23 protein-coding genes are annotated in these 26576 nt (G+C 71.8%); 11 read left to right on the forward strand and 12 right to left on the reverse strand.

Features of this window, described 5'->3' with window-relative positions; all coding sequences use genetic code 11:
• The first annotated feature begins 152 nt into the window (after nucleotides 1-152).
• A complete protein-coding gene (locus tag AMK24_RS06685) occupies nucleotides 153-1337 on the forward strand; it encodes a cation:proton antiporter (RefSeq protein WP_073766040.1) in 1185 nt (394 codons plus the stop codon).
• A gap of 229 nt (nucleotides 1338-1566) precedes the next feature.
• Here AMK24_RS06685 and AMK24_RS06690 read toward each other — a convergent pair whose 3' ends face one another.
• The 3 genes from AMK24_RS06690 to AMK24_RS06700 form a co-directional block, all read right to left on the reverse strand.
• Nucleotides 1567-2712: a PP2C family protein-serine/threonine phosphatase gene (locus AMK24_RS06690; protein ID WP_073766042.1), complete on the reverse strand. Its 1146-nt coding sequence runs from the start codon at nucleotides 2710-2712 to the stop codon at nucleotides 1567-1569.
• Between the two features lie 107 nt (nucleotides 2713-2819).
• Nucleotides 2820-3653, reverse strand: a complete 834-nt coding sequence (locus AMK24_RS06695; protein WP_073766044.1) for an Fpg/Nei family DNA glycosylase — start codon at nucleotides 3651-3653, stop codon at nucleotides 2820-2822.
• Nucleotides 3654-3753: 100 nt separating this feature from the next.
• Complete coding sequence (locus tag AMK24_RS06700; RefSeq protein WP_073766046.1) at nucleotides 3754-4242, reverse strand: ribose-5-phosphate isomerase; 489 nt, start codon at nucleotides 4240-4242, stop codon at nucleotides 3754-3756.
• Nucleotides 4243-4473: 231 nt separating this feature from the next.
• Between AMK24_RS06700 and AMK24_RS06705 the strand changes: the two genes are divergently transcribed.
• Both AMK24_RS06705 and AMK24_RS06710 read left to right on the forward strand, forming a co-directional pair.
• On the forward strand, nucleotides 4474-5907 hold the full coding sequence (locus tag AMK24_RS06705) for an amino acid permease (protein ID WP_073766048.1): 1434 nt from the start codon (nucleotides 4474-4476) through the stop codon (nucleotides 5905-5907).
• A 117-nt stretch (nucleotides 5908-6024) separates the two neighbouring features.
• On the forward strand, nucleotides 6025-7335 hold the full coding sequence (locus tag AMK24_RS06710; RefSeq protein ID WP_073766050.1) for an FAD-binding oxidoreductase: 1311 nt from the start codon (nucleotides 6025-6027) through the stop codon (nucleotides 7333-7335).
• A 12-nt stretch (nucleotides 7336-7347) separates the two neighbouring features.
• On the opposite strand, the gene AMK24_RS06715 is transcribed toward AMK24_RS06710, so the two are convergent.
• Nucleotides 7348-7941, reverse strand: coding sequence for a biotin transporter BioY (locus AMK24_RS06715; protein WP_073766052.1), 594 nt, complete (start codon nucleotides 7939-7941; stop codon nucleotides 7348-7350).
• 367 nt (nucleotides 7942-8308) lie between these two features.
• Between AMK24_RS06715 and AMK24_RS06720 the strand changes: the two genes are divergently transcribed.
• The 3 genes from AMK24_RS06720 to AMK24_RS06730 all read left to right on the forward strand — a co-directional run bounded on the left by AMK24_RS06720 (nucleotide 8309) and on the right by AMK24_RS06730 (nucleotide 12790).
• Nucleotides 8309-9760: an amino acid permease gene (locus tag AMK24_RS06720; protein WP_073766054.1), complete on the forward strand. Its 1452-nt coding sequence runs from the start codon at nucleotides 8309-8311 to the stop codon at nucleotides 9758-9760.
• A gap of 272 nt (nucleotides 9761-10032) precedes the next feature.
• Nucleotides 10033-11499 (forward strand): amino acid permease, encoded by a 1467-nt coding sequence (locus AMK24_RS06725; RefSeq protein ID WP_073766056.1) that lies wholly within the window; start codon nucleotides 10033-10035, stop codon nucleotides 11497-11499.
• A gap of 211 nt (nucleotides 11500-11710) precedes the next feature.
• Nucleotides 11711-12790 carry a glycerophosphodiester phosphodiesterase family protein gene (locus AMK24_RS06730; protein ID WP_073766058.1) on the forward strand — a complete coding sequence of 360 codons (1080 nt, stop codon included), beginning with the start codon at nucleotides 11711-11713 and terminating at the stop codon, nucleotides 12788-12790.
• A gap of 273 nt (nucleotides 12791-13063) precedes the next feature.
• Here the strand turns inward: AMK24_RS06730 and AMK24_RS06735 are convergent, their stop codons facing one another.
• Together AMK24_RS06735 and tkt are read right to left on the reverse strand one after the other, a co-directional pair.
• A complete protein-coding gene (locus tag AMK24_RS06735) occupies nucleotides 13064-13735 on the reverse strand; it encodes a Dps family protein (RefSeq protein WP_073766060.1) in 672 nt (223 codons plus the stop codon).
• Between the two features lie 97 nt (nucleotides 13736-13832).
• Complete coding sequence (tkt, locus tag AMK24_RS06740; protein ID WP_073766062.1) at nucleotides 13833-16097, reverse strand: transketolase; 2265 nt, start codon at nucleotides 16095-16097, stop codon at nucleotides 13833-13835.
• 361 nt (nucleotides 16098-16458) lie between these two features.
• Here tkt and AMK24_RS06745 point away from each other — a divergent pair, with 361 nt between their 5' ends.
• The 4 genes from AMK24_RS06745 to AMK24_RS06760 all read left to right on the forward strand — a co-directional run bounded on the left by AMK24_RS06745 (nucleotide 16459) and on the right by AMK24_RS06760 (nucleotide 19364).
• The gene (locus AMK24_RS06745; protein ID WP_073766064.1) at nucleotides 16459-17100 is read left to right on the forward strand and encodes a superoxide dismutase; all 642 of its coding nucleotides are present in this window, start codon (nucleotides 16459-16461) and stop codon (nucleotides 17098-17100) included.
• 158 nt (nucleotides 17101-17258) lie between these two features.
• The gene (locus tag AMK24_RS06750) at nucleotides 17259-17594 is read left to right on the forward strand and encodes a metalloregulator ArsR/SmtB family transcription factor (RefSeq protein WP_073766066.1); all 336 of its coding nucleotides are present in this window, start codon (nucleotides 17259-17261) and stop codon (nucleotides 17592-17594) included.
• On the forward strand, nucleotides 17591-18337 hold the full coding sequence (locus AMK24_RS06755; protein ID WP_073766068.1) for a DUF2071 domain-containing protein: 747 nt from the start codon (nucleotides 17591-17593) through the stop codon (nucleotides 18335-18337). The genes AMK24_RS06750 and AMK24_RS06755 overlap by 4 nt, the downstream gene beginning before the upstream one ends.
• 352 nt (nucleotides 18338-18689) lie before the next feature.
• Complete coding sequence (locus AMK24_RS06760) at nucleotides 18690-19364, forward strand: CatB-related O-acetyltransferase (protein WP_073766070.1); 675 nt, start codon at nucleotides 18690-18692, stop codon at nucleotides 19362-19364.
• Nucleotides 19365-19416: 52 nt separating this feature from the next.
• Here AMK24_RS06760 and mycP read toward each other — a convergent pair whose 3' ends face one another.
• The 4 genes from mycP to AMK24_RS06780 form a co-directional block, all read right to left on the reverse strand.
• The gene (gene mycP / locus AMK24_RS06765; RefSeq protein WP_073766072.1) at nucleotides 19417-20637 is read right to left on the reverse strand and encodes a type VII secretion-associated serine protease mycosin; all 1221 of its coding nucleotides are present in this window, start codon (nucleotides 20635-20637) and stop codon (nucleotides 19417-19419) included.
• A gap of 35 nt (nucleotides 20638-20672) precedes the next feature.
• Nucleotides 20673-22193: a hypothetical protein gene (locus AMK24_RS06770; protein WP_073766074.1), complete on the reverse strand. Its 1521-nt coding sequence runs from the start codon at nucleotides 22191-22193 to the stop codon at nucleotides 20673-20675.
• Nucleotides 22193-22678 carry a hypothetical protein gene (locus AMK24_RS06775; protein ID WP_073766076.1) on the reverse strand — a complete coding sequence of 162 codons (486 nt, stop codon included), beginning with the start codon at nucleotides 22676-22678 and terminating at the stop codon, nucleotides 22193-22195. Before AMK24_RS06775 ends, AMK24_RS06770 begins: the two co-directional genes overlap by 1 nt.
• Before the next feature lie 256 nt (nucleotides 22679-22934).
• Nucleotides 22935-23555, reverse strand: a complete 621-nt coding sequence (locus tag AMK24_RS06780; RefSeq protein ID WP_079190445.1) for a transcriptional regulator — start codon at nucleotides 23553-23555, stop codon at nucleotides 22935-22937.
• 336 nt (nucleotides 23556-23891) lie between these two features.
• Between AMK24_RS06780 and AMK24_RS06785 the strand changes: the two genes are divergently transcribed.
• The gene (locus AMK24_RS06785; protein ID WP_073766080.1) at nucleotides 23892-25361 is read left to right on the forward strand and encodes an NCS2 family permease; all 1470 of its coding nucleotides are present in this window, start codon (nucleotides 23892-23894) and stop codon (nucleotides 25359-25361) included.
• A gap of 59 nt (nucleotides 25362-25420) precedes the next feature.
• Here AMK24_RS06785 and AMK24_RS06790 read toward each other — a convergent pair whose 3' ends face one another.
• Together AMK24_RS06790 and AMK24_RS06795 are read right to left on the reverse strand one after the other, a co-directional pair.
• On the reverse strand, nucleotides 25421-25768 hold the full coding sequence (locus tag AMK24_RS06790) for a VOC family protein (protein ID WP_073766082.1): 348 nt from the start codon (nucleotides 25766-25768) through the stop codon (nucleotides 25421-25423).
• Nucleotides 25769-25871: 103 nt separating this feature from the next.
• Nucleotides 25872-26522 (reverse strand): mycothiol-dependent nitroreductase Rv2466c family protein, encoded by a 651-nt coding sequence (locus tag AMK24_RS06795; RefSeq protein WP_073766084.1) that lies wholly within the window; start codon nucleotides 26520-26522, stop codon nucleotides 25872-25874.
• Nucleotides 26523-26576: the final 54 nt, after the last annotated feature.

Here is a 26576-nt window from a genome sequence, read left to right on the forward strand (position 1 = left end):
GCAGACAAAACCTGACAATACGAACAACCCGTAGTTGCAGAGTTAATCGTTCGGTAAACTAATTACTGATGGATTCTTGACGCCCTCTTGACCCGTACGTGACCCCACCCCGAAGGAACAGGCTCATCGGACACGCAGACACCCTCCTCGCCATGGGTGGCGCCTTCCTGGCCGCCGCCGTCCTCGCCCGCCTCGGTGGCCGTATCGGGCTGCCGACGATCCCCCTGTTCATCCTGGCCGGGATCCTCCTCGGCCCGCACACCCCCGGGTACACCCTCCTCTCCAACCCGCACGACCTGGAGATGCTCTCCGCGCTGGGACTCGTCCTCCTGCTCTTCTACCTGGGGCTCGAGTTCCACATGGACGACCTCAGGACGGGCGGCCGGAAGATGGCCGTCGCGGGCGGGACGTACCTCGCCCTGAACGTCGGCGCCGGTCTCGCCTTCGGTTTCGCGCTGGGCTGGGGCACCTCGGAGGCGCTGGTCCTCGCCGGTGTCCTCGGCATCTCCTCGTCCGCGATCGTCACCAAGATCCTGGTGGACCTCGGGCGCATCGGTAATCCGGAGACCCGGCCGATCCTCGGCATCATCGTGGTCGAGGACATCTTCCTCGCCCTCTACCTGGCCGCCCTCCAGCCGATCCTGTCCGGCGCGGACAGCCTCTCCACCGCGCTGGTCGACGGCGGCAAGGCGTTCGGGTTCCTGCTGCTGCTGGCGCTGGCGGCCCGGTTCGGCACGAAGATCATCGGCAAGCTCATGAACACCAAGGACGACGAGCTGCTCGTCATCTCGTTCCTGGGGGTGGCGGTCTTCGTCGCCGGCGTCTCCGAGATGTTCGGCGTGGCCGACGCGATCGGCGCCTTCATGGTGGGCCTGATGCTCGGCTCCACCTCGTCCGGCGACCGCATCCTCAAACTGGTGCACCCGCTGCGGGACGCCTTCGGCGCCATATTCTTCTTCGCCTTCGGCCTCTCCATCGACCCGGGCGACCTCCCGAGCGTGCTGTGGCCGGTGCTGGCGGCCGTCGCGCTGACGCTCGCCATGAACGTCGCGGCCGGTTTCGCGGCGGCGAAGGTGTACTCCTTCGGCGCGCAGGCCACCGCCAACATCGCCACCACCCTGGTGGCCCGGGGCGAGTTCGCGCTCATCCTCGCCACGATGGCGGCCGCCGCCGGACTGGACGAGCGGCTTTCGCCGTTCATCGCCGGCTACGTCCTCCTGCTCGCCGTCCTCGCGCCGCTGGCCGCCGGACGCTCGCACTGGCTGGCCCGCATCCTGCCGGGCGGCCGTGCGAAGGACGACCACCAGGACCGGGATCAGGTCCCCGTGTCGGTCTGAGCGGCTCCGAACGACGGAGAGGCGCCCCCGGGCCGGGCCTCGGGGCGCCTCTCCGTCGTTCGGGGCCCGGTGCCGTGCCGGCTCCCCCGGTGCGCGGCCCCTCCGGGGGACGCGAGGGGTGCGGGGCCCGCTGCGCCCCCCGGCCCCGGCGACCGTGCCGGAAGCGGTCCGGACCCGAGGAGACGGCGGCGGTCGCGGGCTACCGGCCGAGCGGGGCGGCCGCGGCCGTTCAGGCCCGACGGGAGAGCAGCAGCAGGGCCCGGTCGTCGTTGACGTCCTTGGCGCACGCCTCGATGAGGTGCCAGGCCGCGCCCTCGAAGCCGGTGGAGACATAGCGGTCGGCCTCGCCGGTCAGCCGGTCGATGCCCTCGGCGATGTCCCGGTCGGACGCCTCCACGAGGCCGTCGGTGAACAGCATCAGCACATCGCCCGGCGCGAGCGACCCCTTCACCGCGTCGAACTCGGCCCCGTCGTAGACGCCGAGCAGGGGCCCCTCCCCCGACTTCTCCTCCCACCGGCCGCTGCCCGCGTGCAGTTGGAGGGCGGGCGGATGGCCCGCGGAGTAGATCTCGTAGTCGCCCGACTCCAGGTCCAGCACCAGGTGGATCGATGTGGCGAAGCCCTCGTCCCAGTCCTGGCGCAGCAGGTAGCCGTTGGCGGCCGGCAGGAAGGCGTGCGGGGGCAGCGAGCCGAGGAGGCCGCCGAAGGCGCCGGACAGCAGCAGGGCCCGGGAGCCCGCGTCCATGCCCTTGCCGGACACGTCGGTGAGCACGGCTTCCAGGGTGCGGCCCCCGTGGGTGCGGGCCGCGACGACGAAGTCCCCGGAGAACGACTGGCCGCCGGCCGGGCGCAGGGCCATCTCGCGGTGCCAGCCCTGGGGCAGCCGGGGCAGGGAGCTCTGGACCCGGATGCGTTCGCGCAGGTCGAAGAGCATCGTGCCGCCGCGCCGCCAGGGCACGCCGACCCGGGCCCGGAACTGGGCGAGGACCAGCCCGAAGAACCCGCAGGCGGCGACCACCAGCACCGTGCCCGGGGTGACCCGGGCGGGGCCCTCCAGGTAGGGGCCCAGGGTGAGCGCCTCGGCGATCAGTGCGCCGGCGGCCGTCGCGTACAGGCCGAGCAGGCTGGCGGGGCGCAGCAGCAGGCCGCCCGCCACGATGGGCAGGGCGAGGGCTGCGGGGTCGAACCAGACGGGGCTGACGACGGTGGCGAGGGTGATGGCCGGGATCGTCAGCAGCAGACCGGCCAGGGCGATCCAGTCGGAGCCGTCGCCGCGGAAGTAGTCGACCCCGGATCTGCGCAGCCCGTTGCGGACCCGGTGCACGTTCTTGCGCCACCGGGCCCAGAAGTCGTCTACTCCTCCGCTGCGGGCCACTGCCCGGACCCTATCCACCCGGACGCCTCCGGTGCAGGGGGCCCCGGTGACAAGATGCGCGAAAAGGGATCGCCCGCACGTTCCCGGCGGCCTTCTTCGAGTGGTTTTCAGCCTTTTTCTCCACCGGGGAGGCCCGGGGGCTGGCACCGGGGGCACCAGAAGAGGTTGCGCGAGACGAGGTCCGCGGTGCGGATCGGCGTACCGCAGATGTGGCAGGGCAGGTTCGCCCTCCGGTAGACGTAGACCTCGCCGCCGTGGTCGTCCTCGCGGGGCGGGCGGCCCATGGCCTCGGGGAGGTGTTCGGGCCGGACGGTGTCGATCCGGTTGTTCGCCACGCCCTCGCGCATCAGCTCCCCCAGGTCCGCCCAGAGGGCGTCCCATTCGGCGCGGGTGAGGTCGCGGCCCGTCCGGTAGGGGTCGATGCCGTGGCGGAAGAGGACCTCGGCCCGGTAGACGTTGCCGACGCCGGCGATGACCTTCTGGTCCATCAGCAGGGCGGCGACGGTGGTGCGGCTGCGGGAGATCCGCTGCCAGGCTCGCTCCCCGTCCTCGTCGCCGCGCAGCGGGTCCGGGCCCAGGCGCTCGTGTATCGCGCGCTTCTCGGGCTCGGTGATCAGGGCGCAGGCGGTGGGGCCGCGCAGGTCCGCGTAGTGGCCGGTGTTGACGAGGCGCAGCCGGACGGTGTCGGTGGGCGGCGGGGGCGGGGCGGCGCCGAAGCCGAGCTTGCCGAAGAGGCCGAGGTGGATGTGGACCCAGCCGGCTTCGCCGAAGCCGAGGAAGAGGTGCTTGCCGTGGGCGTCGGCGGCGGTGAGGGTGCGCCCGTCGAGGAGGGCCGCGCTGTCGGAGAACCTGCCCTGGGGACTGCTCACCCGGACCGGTGCGCCGACGAACCGTTCGGCGTGGTCGTCGGCGAGGCGGCGGATGGTGTGTCCCTCGGGCACGGCGGGCTGCTCCCTGTGGCGCTGGTGGCGGGCGGTGACACGGCCGTGCCGCCGGGTCGGGGACCCGGCGGCACGGGAAGGCGGGGGGTGCGGCGGGAGGTCAGTCCTGCTGCGGGTGGTGGGCCGGGACCGGGGGCAGCTCGCCGGTGTTCTCGTACGCCGTGAGCATCTCGATGCGGCGCGTGTGGCGCTCCTCGTTCGAGTACGGGGTGGAGAGGAAGATCTCGACGAACTTCGTGGACTCCTCGACCGTGTGCATCCGGCCGCCGATCGCGACGACGTTGGCGTTGTTGTGCTCGCGGCCGAGGGCGGCGGTCTGCTCGCTCCAGGCCAGTGCGGCGCGGACGCCCTTGACCTTGTTGGCGGCGATCTGCTCGCCGTTGCCGGAGCCGCCGATCACGATGCCGAGGCTGTCCGGGTCGGCCGCCGTCTTCTCGGCGGCGCGCAGGCAGAACGGCGGGTAGTCGTCCTGGGCGTCGTAGATGTGGGGGCCGCAGTCGACGGCCTCGTGGCCGTGGGTGCCGAGCCACTCGACGAGGTGGTTCTTGAGTTCGTAACCGGCATGGTCGGATCCGAGGTACACGCGCATGGTGGGAAGTGTGGCACGAACTTCGGCGGGTAACCGTCAGCGGGGTCCGGGCTTCCCGCCCGCCGCGCGCGGTGTGGTCGACGCCACGCGGGCAACGATCGGGCAAATGATCTGGAAGAGGGGGTTCCGCTTCTGCCCCTTTCCGGGCTTCAATGCGTGGCCCTGTCTTCGCACCACCCCACCGCGGAGCAGGGCGCACCCTCAGGTTCGAAAACGTAAAGGACTCCCCCCATGACGTCGCAGACGACGCTGGCGAAGCCGGGCCAAGAGCCCGGTGAGCCGGGCCGGCCGGACTCGTCGGACGGGCTTCAGGCAGGCCTGAAGAACCGCCACCTCTCGATGATCGCGATCGGCGGTGTGATCGGCGCCGGGCTCTTCGTCGGTTCCAGCGCGGGCATCGCGGCGGCGGGCCCGGCGATCCTCATCTCGTACGCGATGGTCGGTCTGATGGTCGTCCTCGTGATGCGGATGCTCGGCGAGATGGCGGCCGCCCGCCCCAGCTCGGGCTCCTTCTCCGCCTACGCCGACCAGGCGCTCGGCCGGTGGGCCGGCTTCTCCATCGGCTGGCTCTACTGGTTCTTCTGGGTCGTGGTGCTCGCGGTGGAGGCCACGGCGGGCGCGAAGATCCTGGAGGGCTGGATCCCCGGGGTGCCGCAGTGGGCCTGGGCGCTGATCGTGATGGTCGTGCTGACCGCCACCAACCTGGTCTCGGTGGGCAGTTACGGCGAGTTCGAGTTCTGGTTCGCCGGGATCAAGGTCGTGGCGATCGGCGCGTTCGTGGTCGTCGGCCTCCTCGCGGTCTTCGGGTTCCTGCCCGGGTCGGACAACCCGGGGTCGGGCCTCGCCCATCTGACGGACTCCGGCGGGTTCTTCCCCGAGGGCCCGGGCGCGATCCTCACCGGTGTGCTGATGGTCGTCTTCTCGTTCATGGGCAGTGAGATCGTGACGCTGGCCGCCGGGGAGTCCACGGACCCGCAGCGGGCCGTCTCGAAGGCCACCAACAGCGTGATCTGGCGCATCGCCGTCTTCTACCTCGGCTCGATCTTCGTGGTGCTGACCCTGCTGCCGTGGAACGACCCCTCGATCGTCGAGAAGGGCAGCTACGTCGCCGCCCTCGACTCGATCGGCATCCCGCACGCGGGCCAGGTCATGGACTTCATCGTGCTGACGGCCGTGCTGTCCTGCCTCAACTCCGGCCTCTACACCGCCTCCCGGATGGCGTTCTCGCTCGGCGAGCGGGGCGACGCGCCGAAGTCCTTCGCCAAGGTCAACCGGCGGGGCGTGCCGCAGGCGGCGATCCTGTCGTCGGTGGTCTTCGGCTTCGTGGCGGTGTTCTTCAACTACCAGTGGCCCGACACGGTGTTCCAGTTCCTGCTGAACTCCTCCGGGGCGGTCGCGCTCTTCGTGTGGCTGGTCATCTGCTTCACCCAGCTGCGGATGCGCGGGATCATCCTGCGCGAGAACCCCGGCAAGCTGGTCGTGCGGATGTGGCTCTTCCCGTACCTCACCTGGGCGACGATCGCGATGATCTCCTTCGTCCTGGTCTACATGCTGACCGACGACGCCGCCCGCGAGCAGGTCGTGCTGTCGCTTCTGGTCGCGGCCCTGGTGGTGGGCGTCTCGCTGGTACGCGAGTGGCGCGGCCGTAAGGCCGTCGCGGGGTGACACCCCCGGTCCGTACGCGATCCGCACCCGCGTGATCCATACCTGACGGAGGTTGTCAGGTATGCCGGGGAAGCTCTCCCTCGCACCGCAGAAACGCGAGCGAAGGAGAGCTTTCCCATGTCGTCCCAGCACCGGTCCCCGTCCTCGGCCCAGGGGTCCGTCCCCGTCAGCTTCCAGACCGGTTTCCCGATCCGTCCCGGCCGGGTGGTGGAGGCCCGTACCGCCGCCGACGTGCGGGAGGCCGTGGCGTACGCCGCCGAGCGCGGGCTCCGGGTGACCGCGCACGCCACCGGGCACGGGCTGGCCGGCGCGATCGAGGGCGGGGTCCTCGTGGCCACCGGCGCCCTGGACCCGGTCACCGTCGACCCGGTCGCCCGCACCGCCAGGGTCGGCGCGGGCGCGACCTGGGGCGCGGTGGCCGCCGCCGCGGCCCCGCACGGCCTCGCCCCGCTCAACGGCTCGTCGCCCTCGGTGGGCGCCGTCTCGTACACGCTGGGCGGCGGACTGGGCATCCTGGCCCGGGAGTTCGGGTACGCGGCCGACCGGGTCCGGGCGCTGGAGGTGGTGACCGCCGACGGCGTCCTGCGCCGGGTCACCCCGGAGCGGGAGCCGGAGCTTTTCTGGGGGCTGCGCGGCGGCGGCCACCGGCTGGGGGTGGTGACGGCCCTGGACATCGGTCTGGTGGCGGTGGAGCGGCTGTACGGGGGTTCGATCGCGTTCGACGGGGAGCGGGCCGCCGAGGTGGTGGCGGCCTATCTGGAGTGGACCAGGACCGTGCCCCGGACGCTGACCTCCTCGCTGGCCGCGCTGGTCTACCCGGACATGCCGCAGCTTCCCGAGGGGCTGCGGGGGCGGTACGTCGTCTCGGTGCGGGTCGCCTTCACGGGGGACGCGGCCGAGGGCGAGCGGCTGGTGGCCCCGCTGCGGGCGATCGGCCCCGCTCTGGCGGACTCGCTGCGGGAGATGCCGTACGCGGAGAGCCCCACCATCCACAACGACCCGCCGTTCCCGCACGCGTACTACGGGGACGGGCTGATGCTGCGGGAGCTGGACGCCGAGAGGGCCGCACGGGTGCTGGAGGCGACCGGGCCCGGCGCGCCGATGATGACCGTGGTCCAGCTCAACCACCTCGGCGGCGCGCTGGCCGAGCGGCCGGAGACGGCGAGCGCGGTCCCCCACCGGGACGCGGGGTTCCTGCTGCGGGTCCTGTCGCCGCTGGACGGTACGGACGTGGCGGCGGTGCGCTCGCTGTACGGGGAGGTGGCCGGGGTGCTGGGGCCGCTGGTGCTGGGGCGGTCGCTGAACTTCTCCTTCGGCGGCGGGGACCGCACCGCCGGTCTCCACGAGCCGGAAACGGCGAAGAGGCTCGCCGGTCTGGTCTCCCAGTACGATCCGGCGGGCCTCTTCGGGGGCCCGTACGAGAGCTGAGCCCTCGGGGGGTCAGCCGCGGTGGCCGAGGAGCTTCCACGTGGTGGGCAGCAGGCCCATGGCCAGAGCCGCCTTGAGGGCGTCGCCGATCAGGAACGGGACGAGGCCGGCCGCGACGGCGGCGCTCAGCGACATCCCCGTGGACAGGGCGAGGTAGGGCACGCCGATGGCGTAGATGATCGCGGAGCCGAGGACCATCGTGCCCGCCGTGCGCGGCACCGAGCGGTCGCCGCCGCGCCGGGCGAGGGCGCCGACGACGGTGGCGGCCAGGAGCATGCCGAAGACGTAGCCGAGGGACGGCATGCTCCAGCCGGAGGACGCCTCGGCGAACCACGGCACGCCGGCCATGCCCACGAGGGCGTACAGGGCGAGCGAGAGGAAGCCCCGGCGGGCGCCGAGGGCGGTGCCGATGAGGAGCGCGGCGAAGGTCTGGCCGGTGACCGGGACCGGGGAGCCGGGGACCGGCACGGCGATCTGGGCGGCGATGCCGGTCAGGGCGGCGCCGCCGAGGACCAGGGCCGCGTCCACGGCGTAGCGGTGGCGGGCCGCGGGCAGCAGGTCGGCGAGGACCGCTCCGGAGCGGACGGGGGCGGCAGCAGTGCTCATCGGGACTCCGCGGGTGAGGGCGGTCGGGCCTGGGCGGCCCCCGCCGTGCAGGGTGGGGTCGGGCTCCCGCCGACGTTAGCCCACGGGCCCACGCTCGATCACCATCAGCCGCCCACAAAGCGGCGGTTGATGGCTTGGTGGGATTCACACAAAGACCGCGCCGCAATCCCGTTCGCGCGTGACACGCGTCACGGAGGTGAGGGCGTTGTCGGCGCGTTTTGGCGAGGAGGGCGCCGGAAGGCGAGACTGTAGCTTCCCCATAAACGATCAGTTCGCTCTGATCGCCCCCGAACGACGGCCGCGCGGCCCCGGCCCACCGGCCGGCCGCCCTCGCACGACCCGCTGATCCGAGAGTGATCCCTCCCCCATGCCCGAGGTTCCTCCCTCCCCCACCCCTCCTCCCGTCCCGACGGCCGCCCCGCCGCCCGAGCCGCTGGCGCACGGGCTCAAGCAGCGCCATCTGACGATGCTGGGGCTCGGCGGGGTGATCGGAGCCGGCCTCTTCGTCGGCTCGGGCGCCGGCATCGCGGTGGCGGGGCCCGCGATCGTCGTGTCCTATCTGATCGCGGGGGCGCTCGCGATGCTGGTGATGCGGATGCTGGGCGAGATGTCCGCGGCGATGCCCGCCTCCGGTTCGTTCTCCGTGCACGCCGAGCGGGCGCTGGGACGGTGGGCCGGGTTCAGCGTCGGGTGGCTGTACTGGTTCCTGCTGGTGGTGGTCCTCGCGGTGGAGGCGACGGCCGCCGCGCAGATCGCCCACGGCTGGGTTCCGGCCGTCGAACCCTGGGCGTGGGTCCTGCTGTTCATGGTGGTCTTCACCGCGGCGAACCTGACGGCGGTGAAGAACTTCGGGGAGTTCGAGTTCTGGTTCGCCGCCTTGAAGGTCGGCGCGATCGTCGTCTTCCTGGTGCTCGGGCTGCTGGCGGTCCTCGGCCTGCTCCCGGACACCGATCCGGTCGGGACGGCCAACCTGACCGGCCGGGGCGGCTTCCTGCCGAACGGCTGGAGCGGGGTCGTCTCCGGCGTGCTGACCGTGGTCTTCGCCTTCGGCGGCTTGGAGGTCGTCACGATCGCCGCCGCCGAGACGGACGACCCGGCGCGCGCGGTGGGGCGTGCGGTGCGCAGCGCGGTGGTGCGCATCCTCTTCTTCTACGTCGGATCGATGCTGGTGATCGTCACCGTGCTGCCGTGGACCGCGCAGCGGGCCGGGCTGAGCCCGTACGTGAAGGTGCTGGACGCGATCGGGGTGCCGTCGGCGGGGCAGATCATGAACATCGTGGTGTTCGTGGCGCTGCTCTCCGCGCTCAACGCCAATCTGTACGGCTCCTCCCGCATGATCTTCTCCCTGGCGGAGCGCGGGGAGGCCCCGCGCGGGCTGCTGAAGGTCTCGGGCGGGAAGCGCGCGGCGGGAGGGCGTTCCCCGGGGCGGGCGGGCGGGGTGCCCCGGCGGGCGGTGCTGGCCTCGGTGGCCTTCGGTTTCGTCTCCGTCCTGCTCAACCTGCTGTGGCCGGACACGGTCTTCCTCTACCTGCTCAACTCGGTCGGTGCGGTGCTGCTGTTCGTCTGGGCGCTGATCGCCGCCTCGCAACTGCGGCTGCGCGCCCGGCTGGAGCGGGAGGCCCCCGAGGCGCTGTCCCTGCGCATGTGGTGCTTCCCCTTTCTGACCTGGCTGACGCTGGCGGGGCTGCTCGGAGTACTGGTGCTGATGCTGACCGACGACGCGGCGCGTCCGCAGGTGCTGTGGTCCACCGGGGCGACGGCGCTGGTCCTGCTGGTGGCGTTGGGGCGCGGGCGGCGGGAGCGCGGGAAGAGGGCCTGACGGCGCCGATCGGGGCGAGCACGCGAACGGCCCGCCCGCGGGCGGGCCGGGGCGGGCGGACGGGTACGGAAGGGGGAACGGCCGGGCGGATGCGGGAGGGCGGGCGGGCGCGGGGCGCGGAACGGCGTCCGCGCCGTGTTCACCGACCGGTAGGCGGGTGTGCACCTTGTGTGAGCCTGGTGACCGTATAGCGGACACTCTTTCCGTGTGAGCGGTGCGGATGCCCAGACTGTGGTTCCACTCCCGTCTCGCCTACCGAACAGAGCTTGTCCATGCCTCGGACTCCCGCGTCTCCCCCCACCGCTGACGCCGCGGCCCCCGCCGCCCCCTCGGCGGACTCCGCGCTCACCCACGGCCTCAAACAGCGGCACCTGTCGATGATCGCCCTCGGCGGGGTGATCGGCGCCGGCCTCTTCGTCGGCTCGGGGGCGGGCATCGCCGCCGCGGGGCCCTCGATCATCGTCGCGTACGCCATCTCCGGCCTGCTCGTCATGATGGTGATGCGCATGCTCGGCGAGATGTCGGCCGCCAACCCGGCGTCCGGCTCCTTCTCCGTGCACGCCGAGCGGGCGATCGGCCCCTGGGCCGGGTTCACCGCGGGCTGGTCCTTCTGGTTCCTGCTCTGCGTCGCCGTGGGCCTGGAGGGCATCGGGGCCGCGCAGATCGTCAGCGGCTGGCTGCCGGGGACCCCGGAGTGGGCCTGGGTCGCCCTCTTCATGGTGGTCTTCCTGGGGACGAACCTGGCGGCGGTCAAGAACTTCGGCGAGTTCGAGTTCTGGTTCGCCGCGCTCAAGGTCGGCGCGATCACGCTGTTCCTGGTCCTCGGCCTGCTGGCGATCCTCGGCCTGCTGCCCGACACGGACGCGCCCGGCCTGACCAACCTCTCGGGGGACGGCGGCTTCCTGCCCAAGGGGATGGACGGCTTCATCATCGGGCTCCTCGCCTCCGTCTTCGCCTACGGCGGGCTGGAGACGGTCACCATCGCGGCGGCCGAGTCCGAGAACCCGGTACGGGGCGTCGCCAAGGCGGTCCGTACGGCGATGTGGCGCATCGCCGTCTTCTACATCGGCTCCATGGCGGTCATCGTCACGCTGGTCCCCTGGGACGACCCGAAGGTCGCCGACGTCGGCCCGTTCTACGCGATGCTCGACCACCTGGGCATCGGGAGCGCCGCGCAGATCATGAACGTGGTCATCCTCATCGCCCTGCTCTCCGCGATGAACGCCAACATCTACGGCGCGTCCCGCATGGCCCGCTCGCTGGTCGCCCGCGGCCAGGGCCCGTCCGTGCTCGGCAGGATCTCCTCCGGGGTGCCGCGCAACGCCGTGATGTTCTCCTCGGTCTTCGGCTTCCTGTGCGTGCTGCTCAGCTACTGGCGGCCGGACGACGTCTTCCCCTGGCTGCTGAACATGATCGGCGCGGTGATCCTGGTCGTGTGGATCTTCATCGCCGTCTCCCAGCTGATCCTGCGCAAGCGCACCGAGCGGGAGGCGCCCGGGACGCTGGTCGTGCGGATGTGGTTCTTCCCCGTCGGCACGATCCTCGCCCTGGCGGCCATGGCGGGCATCTTCCTGCTGATGCTGCGCCAGCCGGACACCCGTGACCAGCTGCTCGCCACGGGGGCGCTGACCGTGGTGCTGATCGGCGTCGGACTCGTACGCCAGCGCCGGCGGGGTGCCGACGACGCCGACGGCACCGACGACGGGACCGGCGCCGCGGCCCCGGCGCGGCAGCGGTAGCCCGCCCCCTTCCCGCACGGCCTCCACGGACGCCGGGCTCCTCCTCGTACGATCGGGGCGGGGCCCGGCGTTTCGGCGTCCGGGGCCCCGGCGGCCGGTGGCGGCGCCGCGCGCATCCGTGGCCGACAGGACATCGCGGGGCCGGTCGCCGTACCCCGGGCCGTCACCCGTACTCGCTTCCGTGATGGCTCACCCCACCCGAGGAGCCGTCATGCCCGTTGCCCCCAGGCGCCGTTCGATCCTCCTGGCCACGGCCGCCGTGACCGCCGCGGCCACCGCCCCGGCGGTCGCCGCCCCCGCCGCGGGCCGGCGACCCCACCGCCCTTCCGGTCCCCTGGTCATCGGCCATCGCGGGGCGGCGGGCTGGCGGCCCGAGCACACCGCCGACGCGTACACCTACGCCGTCCGGGCCGGGGCCGACTGGATCGAGCCGGACCTCGTCCCGACGAAGGACCACGTCCTGGTCGTCCGGCACGAGAACGAGATCGGCGGGACGACGGACGTCGCCGACCACCCCGGGTTCACGGACCGCCGCACCACGAAGACGGTCGACGGCAAGGCGGTGACCGGCTGGTTCACCGAGGACTTCACACTGCGCGAGCTGCGGACGCTGCGCACGGTGGAGCGGCTTCCGCTGGTCCGCGACCGCAACACGGTCTTCGACGGGCGGGGCCGGGTGATGACGTTCCAGGAGGTCGTGGACCTGGCCCGGCGGCTGTCGCGGGAGTCGGGCCGGCGGATCGCGGTCTTCCCGGAGACCAAGCACCCGACGTACTTCCGTTCGATCGGGCTGCCGCTGGAGGAGGAGCTGATCCGGGTGATCCGCCGGAACCGGCTGACCGCCCGCGACTGCGTCGTCCAGTCCTTCGAGCCCACCAGCCTGCGCCGGGTGGCCGCCGCCCGCCTCGGCCTCCCGCTGTGGCAGGCGCTGGGCACGAGCGGCGGCCCGTACGGCCACGGGATCACCTACCGCGAGATGACGACCCCGGCCGGGCTGCGCGAGATCGCCTCGTACGCGGACTGGATCGGCCCGGACAAGTCCTCGCTGGTCCCGCCGAGCACGCTGCTGGCGGACGCCCACGCGGCGGGCCTGAAGGTCGGCGCGTACACCTTCCGGGCGGAGAACCAGTACCTCCCGGCCGCGTACCGCCGGGGCTCCGACCCCCACGCCTTCGGCGACGCGTTCGGGGAGTACGCCTTCCACTACGGGCAGGGCGTGGACGCGGTGGTGACGGACTTCCCGGACATCGCGGCGCAGGCCAGGGACGATCTGCGGGGGCAGGGCCTCTAGGTGTATTGATCGCGAGCGTGGTCGACGCCGGCCGGTCCTGATCACGGCGAAGGCCTCCGTGCGCGGCGGAGGCCGTCGTCGACGCGCGGGAGCACGGCCGGGAGGGGTGGAGGGCGGCCCTGCCCGGGTTCGGCTTCCCCGGCCGGCCCACCGGCTTGCCGGACGTCGGCTCCGGGAAGGCCGCCGGCCTCCGGCACGCTCCGGCGGCCCCGCTCCGTGCCTTCCGGCCGCGGGCCCCGGGCGGGTGGCCCGGGGCCCGCGGCCGGAAGTCGCTCAGCGGGTGGTGCGGCGGCTCGCCGTGGTCTTCTTGACCGCCTTCTTCGCGGTCTTCTTCGCCGGAGCGGGCAGTGCCGTCTTCTTGGCCGGGGTGCGCTTGGCGGCGGCCGCCTTCGGGGACGCGGCCTCGGCCGCCGCCTCCTCGGTGTCGGCGCCGGTGGTCGACAGCGCACCGGAGCCGGACTCCAGGTGGGCGCGGACGAACCACTGGAACTGCTCCAGGCCGCGCAGGTGCTCGATGAGCAGGTCCTCGGTGACGGGGTCGATATCGGCGGCCTTCTCGGCCGCCGCGCGGTGGTCCTCGATGATCCCGGTGTAGACGAGGTCCAGGGCGCCGAGGTGGGCGATGGCGTCGGCGCGCCCGACGCTGTAGTCGTCCCAGGTCCGTTCCCTGACCAGGGCGCCCGGGGTGCCGTTCGGCTCGCCGCCGAGGGCGGAGATGCGCTCGGCGGCGGTGTCCGCCATGTCCCGTACGGCGGCGGTCTGGGGGTCCAGCATCTCGTGGACGGCGATGAAGTGGGGGCCGACCACGTTCCAGTGGATGTGCTTGAGGGTGAGCGCGAGGTCGTTGAGGGCGTGCAGACGCGGGGTCAGCAGGTCGATGACCTGGCGGCCCTCGTCGACGCCGAGGCCGGGGACGGTGTAGCGGGGGGTGCGTGCGCGGGACATGGGGCTCCTCTTCATGGAGACGGTCGGTTCTTCGGGTGACGGCCGGTTCTTCACGGCGCCGGCCGGGCAGGGGTGGCTTCTCCGAGGGGCGGGCCGCTCAGCCGGCGTCCCCGGTGCCGCCCTCGGTGGGGGCCGATCCGGGGCGCTCGCCGCCGGGCCGGACGGGTCCGGCCGCCGCGCGGATGCTCTCCCGTGCGGCCTCGGCGACCGCGGCGGGCGTGATGCCGAACTCCTCGTACAGCCGCTCGTAGGGGGCGGACGCGCCGAAGTGCTCCAGGCTGACCATGCGGCCCGCGTCCCCCACCACGTCGCGCCAGCCCTGGGCGACGGCGGCCTCGACGCTGACCCGGGCCCGGACCCCGGGCGGCAGCACCTCGTCCTGGTACGCGTACGGCTGCTCGGCGAACCACTCGCGGCACGGCAGCGAGACCACCCGGGCGTCGTGCCCGTCGGCGGCCAGCAACTCCCGTGCTTCCAGCGCGATGTGTACCTCCGAACCGGTCGCGACGAGGATGACGTCGGGTGTGTCGCCCCGGCTGTCGGCGAGGACGTACCCGCCGCGCGCGGCTCCTTCGGCCGAGGCGTAGGCGCCGTCGCCGTCACCCCGCTCCAGGACGGGCAGCGGCTGCCGGGTCAGGGCGAGTCCGGCGGGCCGGTCGTGGTGCTCCAGGACGGTGCGCCAGCAGACGGCGGTCTCGTTCGCGTCGGCGGGCCGTACGACGTCGAGTCCGGGGATCGCGCGGAGCGCGGCCAGCTGCTCGACCGGCTGGTGGGTGGGGCCGTCCTCGCCCAGGCCGATCGAGTCGTGGGTCCAGACGTAGGCGACCGGCAGCTTCATCAGGGCGGCGAGCCGGACGGCCGGACGCATGTAGTCGCTGAAGATCAGGAACGTACCGCCGTAGGGGCGGGTGAGGCTCTGGAGGGCGATGCCGTTGAGGATCGCGCCCATGGCGTGCTCGCGGATGCCGAAGTGGAGCGTGCGGCCGTACGGGTTGCCGGGGAACTCGCCGGTCTGCCTGGACTCCGGCACGAAGGACGGCTCGCCCTCCATGGTGGTGTTGTTGCTCCCCGCCAGGTCGGCCGATCCGCCCCACAGTTCGGGCAGCACGGGGGCCAGCGCGGTGAGCACGTCGCCGGACGCCTTGCGGGTGGCGATGCCCTTGGGGTCGGGGGCGAAGACGGGGAGGCTGTCGGTCCAGCCGTCGGGAAGCCGCTGTTCCCGCAGCCGGTCGAGGAGTTCGGCGCGTTCGGGGTGGGCTGAGCGCCATTCCCGGTAGCCGGGCTCCCAGGCGCGGTGGGCCTCGGCGCCGCGCTCGCGGACCGCGCGGGCGTGCTCCAGTACGTCGTCCTCGACGGCGAAGTCGGCCTCCGGGTCGAAGCCGAGCAGCTTCTTGGTGGCGGCGACCTCGTCGTCGCCGAGCGCGGAGCCGTGGGCCTTGCCGGTGTTCTGCTTGGTGGGCGCGGGCCAGCCGATGATCGTGCGCAGCAGGATCAGGGAGGGCCGGCCGGTCTCGTCCTTGGCGGCCTCGACGGCGGCGAGCAGGGCGTCGACGTCCTCGACGTAGTCACCGGTCCGGGTGAAGTCGACCGTCTGGACGTGCCAGCCGTACGACGCGTAGCGGGCGGCGACGTCCTCGCTGAAGGAGATGTCGGTGTCGTCCTCGATGGAGATGTGGTTGGAGTCGTAGAAGACGATCAGGTTGCCCAGCTCCTGATGCCCCGCCAGGGAACTGGCCTCGGACGTCACGCCCTCCATCAGGTCGCCGTCGGAGGCGATGACGTACACGTGGTGGTCGAAGGGGCTCGTGCCGGTGGGCGCGTCCGGGTCGAGGAGGCCGCGCTCGCGCCGCCCGGCCATGGCCATGCCCACGGCGGAGGCGAGGCCCTGGCCCAGCGGTCCGGTGGTGATCTCGACGCCCCGGGTGTGGCGGTACTCGGGGTGGCCGGGGGTGGCCGACCCCCAGGTGCGCAGCGCTTCCAGGTCCGCCAGTTCCATGCCGTACCCGCTGAGGTACAGCTGGATGTAGAGGGTGAGGCTGGAGTGGCCGCAGGAGAGCACGAAGCGGTCGCGGCCGATCCACTGGTCGTCGGCCGGGTCGTGCCGCATCACCTGCTGGAACAGCAGGTACGCCAGCGGGGCCAGGCTCATCGCGGTGCCGGGGTGGCCGTGGCCCGCCTTCTGCACGGCGTCGGCGGCGAGCACCCGCGCGGTGTCGACGGCGCGGACGTCGAGCTCCCCCCACCCCGCCGCGTCCGCACGGGGCGGGGCCAGGCGCGGATCGCGGCCCCGGGCGCCGGGGTTGCTCGCTCCAGGGCCGCCCGAGGCGGCGTTCGGGCCGTTGGGCGTTTCGGGGGGTGCCATCGAGTCCTCCTGATCAGCGGGGTGGGCGGGCCGCGGGCGGCGCGCACGCGGTCCCGCCGCCGGCCGCCCGGCTGCTTGGCCGAGTCCCCCGGAACGACGGGACCAAACGCGCGCCGGCATACGCAGCACGCGAGAAGGAGCAAACCACCTTTGCACGACAAAACGGAGAAGAGGGGAAGCGACGTCGCCGGTTCCCGGGCCTGTTGTCACCCTGCCGCCCGCCGGGCGATGACGGCGGCGCGACGACGGGTCCTAGGCCGAAGGGCTGATCACCCCGGAGCACTCCTGCTGTTAGCCTGCTCCTGCATATAGGTTGCAATAACAACTGGACGGCATTCCCAGCAGTCGGAGGGCACGCATCATGGCCACGTACACGCTCCCGGAACTTCCGTACGATTACGCGGCGCTCGAACCGGTCATCAACCCGCAGATCATCGAGCTGCACCACGACAAGCACCACGCCGCGTACGTCAAGGGGGCGAACGACACCCTGGAGCAGCTGGAGGAGGCCCGGGACAAGGAGGCGTGGGGCGCGATCAACGGCCTCCAGAAGAACCTCGCGTTCCACCTCTCGGGCCACATCCTGCACTCGATCTACTGGCACAACATGACCGGCGACGGCGGCGGCGAGCCCCTGGCCGCGGACGGCGTGGGCGACCTCGCCGACGCGATCACCGAGTCCTTCGGCTCCTTCGCGGGCTTCAAGTCCCAGCTGACGAAGGCGTCGGCCACCACCCAGGGTTCCGGCTGGGGCGTGCTCGCGTACGAGCCCCTGAGCGGCAGGCTGATCGTCGAGCAGGTCTACGACCACCAGGGCAACGTCGGCCAGGGATCGGTTCCGATCCTGGTCTTCGACGCCTGGGAGCACGCCTTCTACCTGCAGTACAAGAACCAGAAGGTGGACTTCATCGAGGCGATGTGGCAGGTCGTCAACTGGCAGGACGTGGCGAAGCGCTACGCCGCCGCCAAGGAGCGGCAGGACGTGCTGCTGCTCGCCCCCTGAGGCGACGCCGGCACACCACGAACGCCCTGCCCCGTGATCGTCTTCTCAACCTTCACCCCGGCAGGCGGAACACCGGAGAGCCCCCGCGAGGACGTGACTCGCGGGGGCTCCCCCATGGGGGCTGTTTAGCTATTTAGCTCATGTGCTAAACATGCGTCATGGAATCACCCGCCGCAGACGAGGCGAGCGCCTTCCGCGCGCTCGCCGATCCCACCCGCCGCCAGATCCTGGAGGACCTGCGGGGCGGTGAGCTGGCCGCCGGGGAGATCGCGAGCCGGTTCTCGATCAGTGCCCCGTCCATCTCGCGCCACCTGGGCGTGCTCAAGGGGGCCGGGCTCGTCACCGAGCGCCGGGACGCCAACCGCATCCTCTACTCCCTCGCCGAGGAGCGGCTCGCCATGTGCGTGGGGCGCTTCCTGAGCGCCGTGTGCCCCGAACAGATCGTGCTCCGCCACACGAAGTGGCGCCCTGCCCCGGAAGGCGAAGCCTCGTGATCGGATCCCGGCTCACCAGCGTCATCGAACGCCGACTGCTGGTGAACTACCGCGTCGACCCGCACATCGCGGCGGCCCTGCTGCCGACGCCGCTGCGGCCCCACCTCGTGCGCGGCCGGGCGGTGGCGGGCATCTGCCTGTTGCGGATCGGCGGCGTCCGGCCCGGCTGGGCGCCGGCGGCGGCCGGGCTGACCAGTGAGAACGCGGCGCACCGGATCTCGGTCGAGTGGGACGGGCCGGCCGGCGTCGAACACGGCGTGTACATCCCGCGCCGCGACACCGCCTCCCGTCTGAACGCCTTCGCGGGCGGTCGGCTCTACCCGGGCGAGCACGGCCGCGCGGACTTCACGGTGCGCGAGGACGCCGACGCCGTGCGAGTGGCCTTCGCGACCCGGGACGGGGAGGTGGAGGTGGACGCCACGGTGGAGCCCGCCGACGAACTGCGCGGCAGCGAGTTGTTCACGGACCTGGCGGAGGCGTCGGAGTTCTTCCGCCTCGGCAACCGGGGGCTTTCCCCGCGCGCCGGGGGCACGCACCTGGACGTCCTCGAACTCTCCACGGACGCCTGGAAGGTGGCGGCGGGCCGGCCCCGTTCCGTACGCTCCACGTTCTTCGAGGACCTGGACCGCTTCCCGCCGGGCAGCGCGGTGCTGGACAGCGCGCTGGTGATGCGGGGCGTGCCGGCGGACTGGTCGCAGCGCGAGCCGTTCCGGCTGGGGTGCGGGGCGGGGGTGGCGGCGTAGAAGGGCGCGGCGGGCGCAGGGACGTTACGAGGAGGTGGCACGGCCGGGCTCGTACAGGGCGGGCGGGGCGTGACGGCCGCTGCGGGGAACGGGGCGGGGGAGGCGTGACGATCGTCGCGGGTGGAGGAGCGGGCGGGACGTGACGACCGTTGCGGGTGGGGGGCGGACGGGTCGGCCAGGTCACAGAGGTCGGCGGGGCGCGGCACCCGGCTCCCGTCGCCTGCTTCGATCCCGTCCGGCGCCACCGCCGCCTCGGCGTACCCCGGCGGAGCCGAAAATATCCGCGCCCCACCGCCCCCGGCTGTCACGATGGCCACCCCACGCCCCCTGCCCCCGCTCCGGAAGTGCTGCCATGACTTCTCCCTCCGCTCCCGCCCCTGCGGACCCCACCGTCCTGCACCCGATGCCCGGCCAGCCGCGCGTGGTGCAGCTGAAGCCCCTGGTCACCTCGGAGCTGGTGGAGGTGGGGGACTACTCGTACTACGACGACCCCGAGCACGCCACGGAGTTCGAGACCCGCAACGTGCTCTACCACTACGGCCCGGAACGCCTGGTCATCGGCAAGTTCTGCGCGCTCGGCACGGGGGTGCGGTTCATCATGAACGGCGCCAACCACCGGATGGACGGGCCGTCCACGTTCCCCTTCCCGACCCTCGGCGGTTCCTGGGCCGACCACTTCGACCTGTTGACGGGCCTCCCGAACCGGGGCGACACCGTGATCGGCAACGACGTCTGGATCGGGTACGAGGCGGTGATCATGCCAGGGGTCCGCATCGGGCACGGCGCGATCATCAGCTCCCAGTCCGTGGTGGTCTCGGACGTCCCGGACTACGGCATCGTCGGCGGCAACCCGGCCCGCCTGATCCGCACCCGGTACGAGGAGCCGGAGGTCGCCCGTCTGCTGGCGGTGGCCTGGTGGGACTGGCCGGCCGAGCACCTGACGCGCCATATCCGTACGGTCATGTCGGGCACGGTGGCGGAGCTGGAGGCGGCGGCGCCGGGGGCGGAGGCGGAGCGACCGGCCTGAGCCCACCGCTCCTCCTGCGACCGCTCCGGGCCCTCCCGGCCCCGGGGCGCTCTCAGGGCGTCCGGCTGCGACGCCTGCGGACCGCCCACACCGCGACGCCCGCACCGAGCAGGACGGCGGCGCCGGCCCCGATGGCGATTCCCACGGTGGCCGTGTCGCCGTCGTCGTCGCCGGACGCGGCCGGACCGGCGGCCGGCTCGGCAGAGTCCTTCGCAGCCTTCGAGGGCTGCGAAGACGAGGGCGCGGGGGCCTTCGCGGCCAGGTCGGGCAGCGGGTACTCGTCGGCCGGGCCCGGATCACCCGGTTCCGTGAGCGCGATCCGGGGGCGGACGACGCCGTAGCCGATGACGTCGTCGCGGCTCAGCCCCTTGTCGTTGCCACTGGCCGTCTGGAGCAGAACCCGGAGCACCTGGTAGTTGGTCCAGTCGGGGTGCTGCGACCAGAGGAGCGCGGCAGAGGCGGAGGCTAGGGCGGTGGCCATACTCGTACCGTCTCCCCCGCAGATCTGGCTGCTGTTCGGGCAGGCGCTGACCACATCCACGGCGGGGGCTGCCAAGTCGACCTGGGGGCCCCATTGAGAGTCCTTGTACGGCTTGGCGTGCCGGTCCACTCCGGCCACACCAACGACACCTGGGGTTGCTGCCGGATACCGTGTTTCGTTCCTGAGGTCGCCGCTGTTTCCGACTGCCGCGAAAATCAACTTCCCCTTGCCCAAAGCATAATTCACAGCAGCGGTCAGCTTTGGGTTACTCATGGGCCCGCTCATGGAAATATTGATGATCTTCGCGTCAGAGTCGGCAGCGAAACGAATGGCCAGAGCCATTTTTTCAGTGAACCCCCCCTCCTTCCCCGCACCCCTTTCCCATTCATACGGCAATCTGATGGGAAGGATCTTGGCATCTGGCGCCAGGCCGTAAGTTCCGGAGTCCTTGCCGCTCGCTCCCGTTGCAGCGATCAAAGCGGCCATCTGAGTGCCATGTTCCACCAGATCGGTGTGTTCGTCACCTTTCTGCTCGGAGTAGTCGATTCCGTCAAGGACCTGACCACGCAGATCTACCGCGTTCTTGTCGACTCCGGAGTCGAGCACGGCAACCGTGATGCCCTCTCCGGTGCTCGTCCTCCACATCTTCTCGGCATGCATCGCATCGAGATGCCACTGCTGCTCCCGAGCGGTTTCGGCGTGCGCAGGGGCCGTCGCAACACCCGTCAGCACCAGCCCCATGACGGTTGTCAGGGCAAATCGCTGCCCGGCGTACAGCCTGCTGATACGCATCTCGTTTCTACCTCTTACGGATTCGGGGGCGGACGTCACTCGACGACCGGGGGGACGATACGGCGTCCGTTCTTCCAGTTTTCCTCGTCCTCAATGAGGTAGTCGGGGCGGTCGGAGCCTCGTTTTTCACCGCGACCGGGGGGCGTGGTCGAGACCGGCCTCGCCATCGCTCCGCCTCCCACAACCGGGGGGACTCCTGGGCGGCTTGTCTGCCGTGGATTACCTGCGCCGATTCCTCCGGTCTCGTAGGCGTAGCGGCGACCCCCGCCAGACGCTCCCGGTCGCGCTCCCCCGTTTCCTGGCCCCATCGCGGGGGTATGCCCGATCGGGCCCCGGCCCCCTGCGGTTCCCTCACCGCCGACGACCAGACCACGCGGCATCCCTTTCCCCGCCCCCGTCGCGTTCGGGGGCATCGGACGACCGCCGACGATTCCGCTGTCGTGCGGCAGGCGTCCGGCGGCCCCCGGCCCCACCGGCCCTTGGACCGGCAGGGCCGGTGGCCGTCCACCGATCTGGCCGGGTCGCCCCGTGACGGGCGGCGCAGACTGCCAGGACGCCTTCGCACCGCCCGAACCCGCCACGGGAAGCGTCGGTGTGGGCTGCATGTCCAATGGAGCAGTGGCACCGACAGGGGGCGGGCTCGCCGGGGACGGACCCGAAGACGGCGGTGTGGCAGTCGGCAGCGCGGCGAGACCGTCGATCTCCATCCGCGTCAGAGGCTCCACGGGCGAGGGCTGCTCCGACGGGCCGCCGATCTCGGATCGCGGCAGGTCCGCCACCGAGCCAGAACGCACGGGACGGGTCGCGCCGGTCACGGATTCCTCACCGGTCATCGGCCTCGCGGATGCAGCCGGGCCTTCGCCGATCGCCGAACTTCCGTCCGCCGCTCTGCTCCCGCCCGGGGGCCGCCGGTACGCCTCGTTGTCATTCCACCCCGGCCCGAACGCCGCCGGCGGCGGAAACGTCGGCGGCGTCTCCGCGTTCACCTGATGGGCGGTGAACTCATACGTCTGCGCCAACTTCCGCAACCGCAGCGCCGCCTCGCCCCGCAGCGCGTCGATCCGGGCCTCCGCCGCGGCGGCGTCCGATTGAGCGGTGCGGGCCAGGCCTCGCGCGTCCGGGTCGTTGCGGTTGGCCGGGTCGGTCGCGGTGTCGTACGCCCCGTCGGCCTTCGTCAGCGCGTTCCGCGCCTGTGTGGTCTCGGAAACCGGCGGCATCGCGGCCTTCGCCTCACCGATCGCCAGGGCCACCTCTTCCATCCACCGCGACGCGCCTTTGCTGTACTCCCCCAGGCGGAGCGTCGCGCTCGCCGTCTGCCCGCCCCAGGCGCGGAACGCGTCCCCGCCCTCTCCGTGCCACGGCAGAGCCGCCACATACGCCTTCAGGTCCTCACCGATCTTCGTGATCGTGGAGGACGCCTGGGACAGCCTCGACGCCAGGTTCGACGCACCGGCCGGGTTCGCCGAGGCGATCAGGGCGGCCAGCTGTTGGTGCGTCATCGACTCGAAGTCGGTGCGTCGCGGCTGCGGCTTCCCGCCGCTTGCTCCCTCCGCCATCAGAAGCCCGCCTCCTTCTCCGCCTTCTTCTCCTTCGACGCGTCCTCGACGAACGGGTCGCGTTCCCGGTGGTAGTGCGATGTGACTTCCGCGTTGATCGCCCTCATCCGCTCCCGGATGTCCTGGTCGATGTTGGCGTATCCCACGCGGGAGGAGTGGACCGCCAGCCCCATGCCCTCGATCTGCGCCCCCAGCACCTTCGACAGCTTCTCCAGCTCGTCGTGGACGACCGTGTACGACTCGTACAGGTACTGCGCCTCACCGAACTCCGCAGCGCCCAACTGCGCGCGGGTCACCCGGCCGTCGCCCATGCGGTCCGGGGACGCCTCGGAACCGCCCAGGGCGGTGAGCAGATCGTCGACCCTCTTCTTGAAGGCCTTCATCTTCTGGGCCTCGATCGCCAGAGCCTGCTGCGGATTCACCGCGTACAGGCTGTCGAACGACTTCCCCGTGTCCGGAACAGCCCCGTCTTCCCCCTGCGCCACAGCGCCCTCCCCCGTACAGCAAAAGCTCAAAGGGCGATCCTGGCAGATCCTCGACGGGGATTCACAGGAGCAATGGAGCCAGAACGTGGTCACATTGAGTCATTTCTCCTGGGAAAAGCTCACTTCCTCCCTCCCTCCTGGACCCTGCCGGGCGCCGGAGTCGAAGAAACTTCACCGTCGCGCACGGCACGGCACGGCACGGCCCGGCCCCACACACACGACGCCATACGGGAAGGCCACGTCCCGCCCGGTCCTCTCACGAACCGCCCGGCAGCCGGGACCAGAAGTGGTCCACGATGTGCTCGATGTAGCGGCGGCCGTCCTCGCCCGACGCCGTGGTGCCGCCCGCCCGGCTCAGGGTGGCCGCCATGAGGGCCTGGTACTCCTGCTGCATGGCGGACAACGGGGCCTTCAGGTCCCGGCGGTCCATCGAGACGAGCTTGGCGATGGCGCGCACGTGGGCCTGCCAGCGGGTGGTGACGGCCTCGGCGAGGAGGCCGGACAGTTCCTCCTCCAGGCCGGTGATGGCGATGAAGTCGCGTGCGGGCAGGGCGAGGACCTCGCCGAGCCTGACCGACTGCCCTTTGTCGCCGGTCCACCGCCCGGCCTCCTCCATGACCAGGTACGCCTCGAAGGGGAGGCCGGTGGCGCGCGCGACCTCCTCGGCCGGGACGCCGCGCGCGATGCGGTGTTCGAGCAAGGTACGGGGACGCCCCATGAGTTCACTGGGCCGGCACCACAACGCCGCCGCCAGGGCGGTGAGTTCGGTCGGGTCCGGCACATGGGTTCCGCGCTCCCACGCGATCACGTGCTCGGGGCTGACGTGGGTCGTACCGAAGGACGCGCGCATGCCGTACGCCACATGCCCGGGTTCCATCCCGAGCTTCTCGCGCAAGGCACGCGCCGCCCGCGCGTTGAAGGGGAGTGGTGGGTGCACATACGGAGCGTAGGAGCGTTGTCACCGAAACTTCCATGCCCCTTGTCGGCTGCCTGCCGGTTTGGCGGCAAAGGTCGCCGTCGATTCCGTAGGAAGCCACAGGGCCGAAAAGGCATCAACTACGCGCTCTACGCGGGTAGTTGCACTCCTGCCGGTGCCGCGTATGATCCGCTCGCAAGGTGCCGCATGTGCGTTCGCACAGGGGCCTGCCACGCACATCGGGCAGCACCGGCGCCCTCCTTTCCCTTCCTCGTCCGCAGGTCCAGGAGATCAGCCATGCACTCCAGCACGACCGGTCCGCCGCCCGACGTCAAGCCCACCGGATCAGGGGGCGCCGCCGCCGGGTCAGGGGGCGCCGTCGACCGGTTCTTCCGCATCAGCGAACGCGGTTCGACCTACATACGGGAGATACGCGGCGGATTCGCCACGTTCTTCACGATGGCATACATCCTCGTGCTCAACCCGATCATCCTCGGCGGGGCCGAGGACAAGTTCGGGGAGCAGCTGGACAGCGTGCAGTTGGTCACCGCCACCGCCCTGGTCGCCGCGGTGATGACGCTGATCATGGGGGTGGGCGGCAATCTGCCGCTGGCCCTGGCGGCGGGTCTGGGGATCAACGCCGTCGTCGCCTTCCAGATCGCTCCGCTGATGAGCTGGGAAGACGCGATGGGCCTCATCGTGCTGGAGGGCCTGCTGATCTGCGTCCTGGTGGTGACGGGGCTGCGCGAGGCGATCATGCACGCCATCCCTCAGCCCCTCAAGCAGGCCATCAGCGTGGGCATCGGCCTGTTCATCGCCTTCATCGGCTTCGTGGACGCCGGGTTCGTCACCCGTATCCCCGATGCCGCGAACTCCACCGTGCCCGTCCAGCTCGGCACCGGCACCCTCACGGGCTGGCCGATGCTCGTCTTCTGCCTCGGCGTGCTCCTGACGATCGTCCTGCTCGCCCGGAAGGCGAAGGGCGCGATCCTCATCAGCATCGTCCTGATGACCGTCGTCGCGATCGTCGTCAACGAGCTCGCCGACATCAAGACCTGGGGCCTGACCTCGCCCTCGATCCCCGGCAACCCCGTCGCCGCGCCCGACTTCGGGCTGCTGGGCCGGTTCGACCTGTTCGGTTCGTTCGGTCAGGTCAGCGTGCTGACGGTCGTGCTGCTCATCTTCACCCTCATCCTCTCCGACTTCTTCGACACGATGGGCACCGTCGTGGGCGTCACGGCGGAGGCCGGCCTCCTCGACGAGCGGGGCCAGGTGCCCGGTCTCGGCCGCGTCCTGCTCATCGACGGCGCGGCGGCCGTCGCCGGTGGCGCCACGTCCGCGTCGTCGGCCACCACCTACATCGAGTCCGCCGCCGGTGTCGGCGAGGGCGCCCGTACCGGCTTCGCCAACATGGTCACCGGCGGCCTGTTCGCGCTCGCGCTCTTCCTCACGCCCGTCCTGACGATCGTGCCGATGCAGGCGGCGGCCCCGGCCCTCGTCGCGGTCGGGTTCCTGATGATGACCCAGGTCAAGCACATCGACTGGGACCGCTACGAGGTCGCCGTCCCGGCCTTCCTCACCATCGTCGTCATGCCGTTCACCTACTCCATCACCAACGGCATCGGCGCCGGCTTCGTCGCCTACGTGGTCATCAAGGCGTGCCTCGGCAAGGCGCGCGAGGTCCACTGGCTGCTGTGGGGCACCGCGGCGCTCTTCCTCGTGTACTTCCTCATCGACCCGCTGGAGCAGGTCCTCGGCCTCAAGTAGGCCGTTCCCGGTGCGGGTGGGCCCCGGGGCGACCGCCCCGGGGCCCACGGCCGCCCTCGTCAGTGGGCGCCCGCGTCGGCGAGGCAGAACTCGTTGCCCTCCGGGTCCTTGAGGACGGTCCAGGACATCCCCTGCATCGACTGCTCGCCGACGACGGCCGCCCCCAGCTTCGCCAGGCGCTCCACGTCGGCCGGGCGGTCCGGCGAGGAGAAGTCGATGTGCACCCGGTTCTTGCCGGGCCTGGGCTCGGGCACCCGCTGGAAGCCGAGGACCAGCGGGGTGGCCGCGAGGACGACGAAGGCCCCGTAGTCCTGGACGTCGTCGACTCCCAGCGCCTCCGCCCACCAGGCGGCCAGGGTCTGGGGGTCGGCGCAGTCGATCGTGATCATCTCCGGTGAGATTCGCATGCTCCTCACCGTACGATCCGCCACTGACAACGGCCCCCGGACGGCGTCCGGGGGCCGGGGGCGGCTCGCGGGGCGGTGACGCGTACGCGGTCACCCGCCGGCGTCAGTCGAAGACCGGGCCCTGCGTCCGGGTCCGCTTGATCTCGTAGAAGCCCGGGACGGAGGCGACGAGCAGCGTGCCGTCCCAGAGCTTCGCGGCCTCCTCGCCCTTGGGCGCGGGGGTGACGACCGGGCCGAAGAAGGCGATCTGCTCCCCGTCCGGGCCGGGAACGGCGATGACCGGGGTGCCGACGTCCTGGCCCACCTTCTCGATGCCCTCCCGGTGGGAGGCGCGCAGTTCGGTGTCGTACCGGTCGGAGTCGGCGTACTCCGCGAGCTCGGCGGGCAGGCCGACGTCCTTCAGCGCGGCGGCCACGGCCTCCGGGGTGGGGCCCTCGCCGTTGTTGTGGAAGCGGGTGCCGAGCGCGGTGTAGAGGGGGCCGACGACGGCGTCCCCGTGGAGCTGCTGGGCGGCGATGACGACCCGGACCGGGCCCCACGCCTGGTTCTCCAGCATGTCGCGGTACTCCTCCGGCAGCTCGTCCAGCCTGTCCTCGTTCAGGACGGCCAGGCTCATCACGTGCCAGCGGACCTCGACGTCGCGGACCTTCTCCACCTCCAGCATCCAGCGCGAGGTCATCCACGCCCAGGGGCAGAGGGGGTCGAACCAGAAGTCGACCGGGGTCGTGCCGTTCGCCGGAGTGTTCTCGGGCATGTCTCTCCTCAGAAGAACGCGGTACACCTGCGGGCGAGAACGCCTCCGGGGGGC

This window comes from Streptomyces sp. CB02366 (assembly GCF_001905905.1).
In the GTDB taxonomy this organism is placed as follows: Bacteria; Actinomycetota; Actinomycetes; order Streptomycetales; family Streptomycetaceae; genus Streptomyces.

Coding starts and splice junctions, on each gene's coding strand:
- AMK24_RS06685 (WP_073766040.1), top strand. CDS start 153: ATGGGTGGCGCCTTCCTGGCCGCCGCCGTCCTCGCCCGCCTCGGTGGC.
- AMK24_RS06700 (WP_073766046.1), bottom strand. CDS start 4,242: ATGCGCGTGTACCTCGGATCCGACCATGCCGGTTACGAACTCAAGAAC.
- AMK24_RS06705 (WP_073766048.1), top strand. CDS start 4,474: ATGACGTCGCAGACGACGCTGGCGAAGCCGGGCCAAGAGCCCGGTGAG.
- AMK24_RS06710 (WP_073766050.1), top strand. CDS start 6,025: ATGTCGTCCCAGCACCGGTCCCCGTCCTCGGCCCAGGGGTCCGTCCCC.
- AMK24_RS06715 (WP_073766052.1), bottom strand. CDS start 7,941: ATGAGCACTGCTGCCGCCCCCGTCCGCTCCGGAGCGGTCCTCGCCGAC.
- AMK24_RS06720 (WP_073766054.1), top strand. CDS start 8,309: ATGCCCGAGGTTCCTCCCTCCCCCACCCCTCCTCCCGTCCCGACGGCC.
- AMK24_RS06725 (WP_073766056.1), top strand. CDS start 10,033: ATGCCTCGGACTCCCGCGTCTCCCCCCACCGCTGACGCCGCGGCCCCC.
- AMK24_RS06730 (WP_073766058.1), top strand. CDS start 11,711: ATGCCCGTTGCCCCCAGGCGCCGTTCGATCCTCCTGGCCACGGCCGCC.
- AMK24_RS06735 (WP_073766060.1), bottom strand. CDS start 13,735: ATGTCCCGCGCACGCACCCCCCGCTACACCGTCCCCGGCCTCGGCGTC.
- tkt (WP_073766062.1), bottom strand. CDS start 16,097: ATGGCACCCCCCGAAACGCCCAACGGCCCGAACGCCGCCTCGGGCGGC.
- AMK24_RS06745 (WP_073766064.1), top strand. CDS start 16,459: ATGGCCACGTACACGCTCCCGGAACTTCCGTACGATTACGCGGCGCTC.
- AMK24_RS06750 (WP_073766066.1), top strand. CDS start 17,259: ATGGAATCACCCGCCGCAGACGAGGCGAGCGCCTTCCGCGCGCTCGCC.
- AMK24_RS06760 (WP_073766070.1), top strand. CDS start 18,690: ATGACTTCTCCCTCCGCTCCCGCCCCTGCGGACCCCACCGTCCTGCAC.
- mycP (WP_073766072.1), bottom strand. CDS start 20,637: ATGCGTATCAGCAGGCTGTACGCCGGGCAGCGATTTGCCCTGACAACC.
- AMK24_RS06770 (WP_073766074.1), bottom strand. CDS start 22,193: ATGGCGGAGGGAGCAAGCGGCGGGAAGCCGCAGCCGCGACGCACCGAC.
- AMK24_RS06780 (WP_079190445.1), bottom strand. CDS start 23,555: ATGGAACCCGGGCATGTGGCGTACGGCATGCGCGCGTCCTTCGGTACG.
- AMK24_RS06785 (WP_073766080.1), top strand. CDS start 23,892: ATGCACTCCAGCACGACCGGTCCGCCGCCCGACGTCAAGCCCACCGGA.
- AMK24_RS06790 (WP_073766082.1), bottom strand. CDS start 25,768: ATGCGAATCTCACCGGAGATGATCACGATCGACTGCGCCGACCCCCAG.
- AMK24_RS06795 (WP_073766084.1), bottom strand. CDS start 26,522: ATGCCCGAGAACACTCCGGCGAACGGCACGACCCCGGTCGACTTCTGG.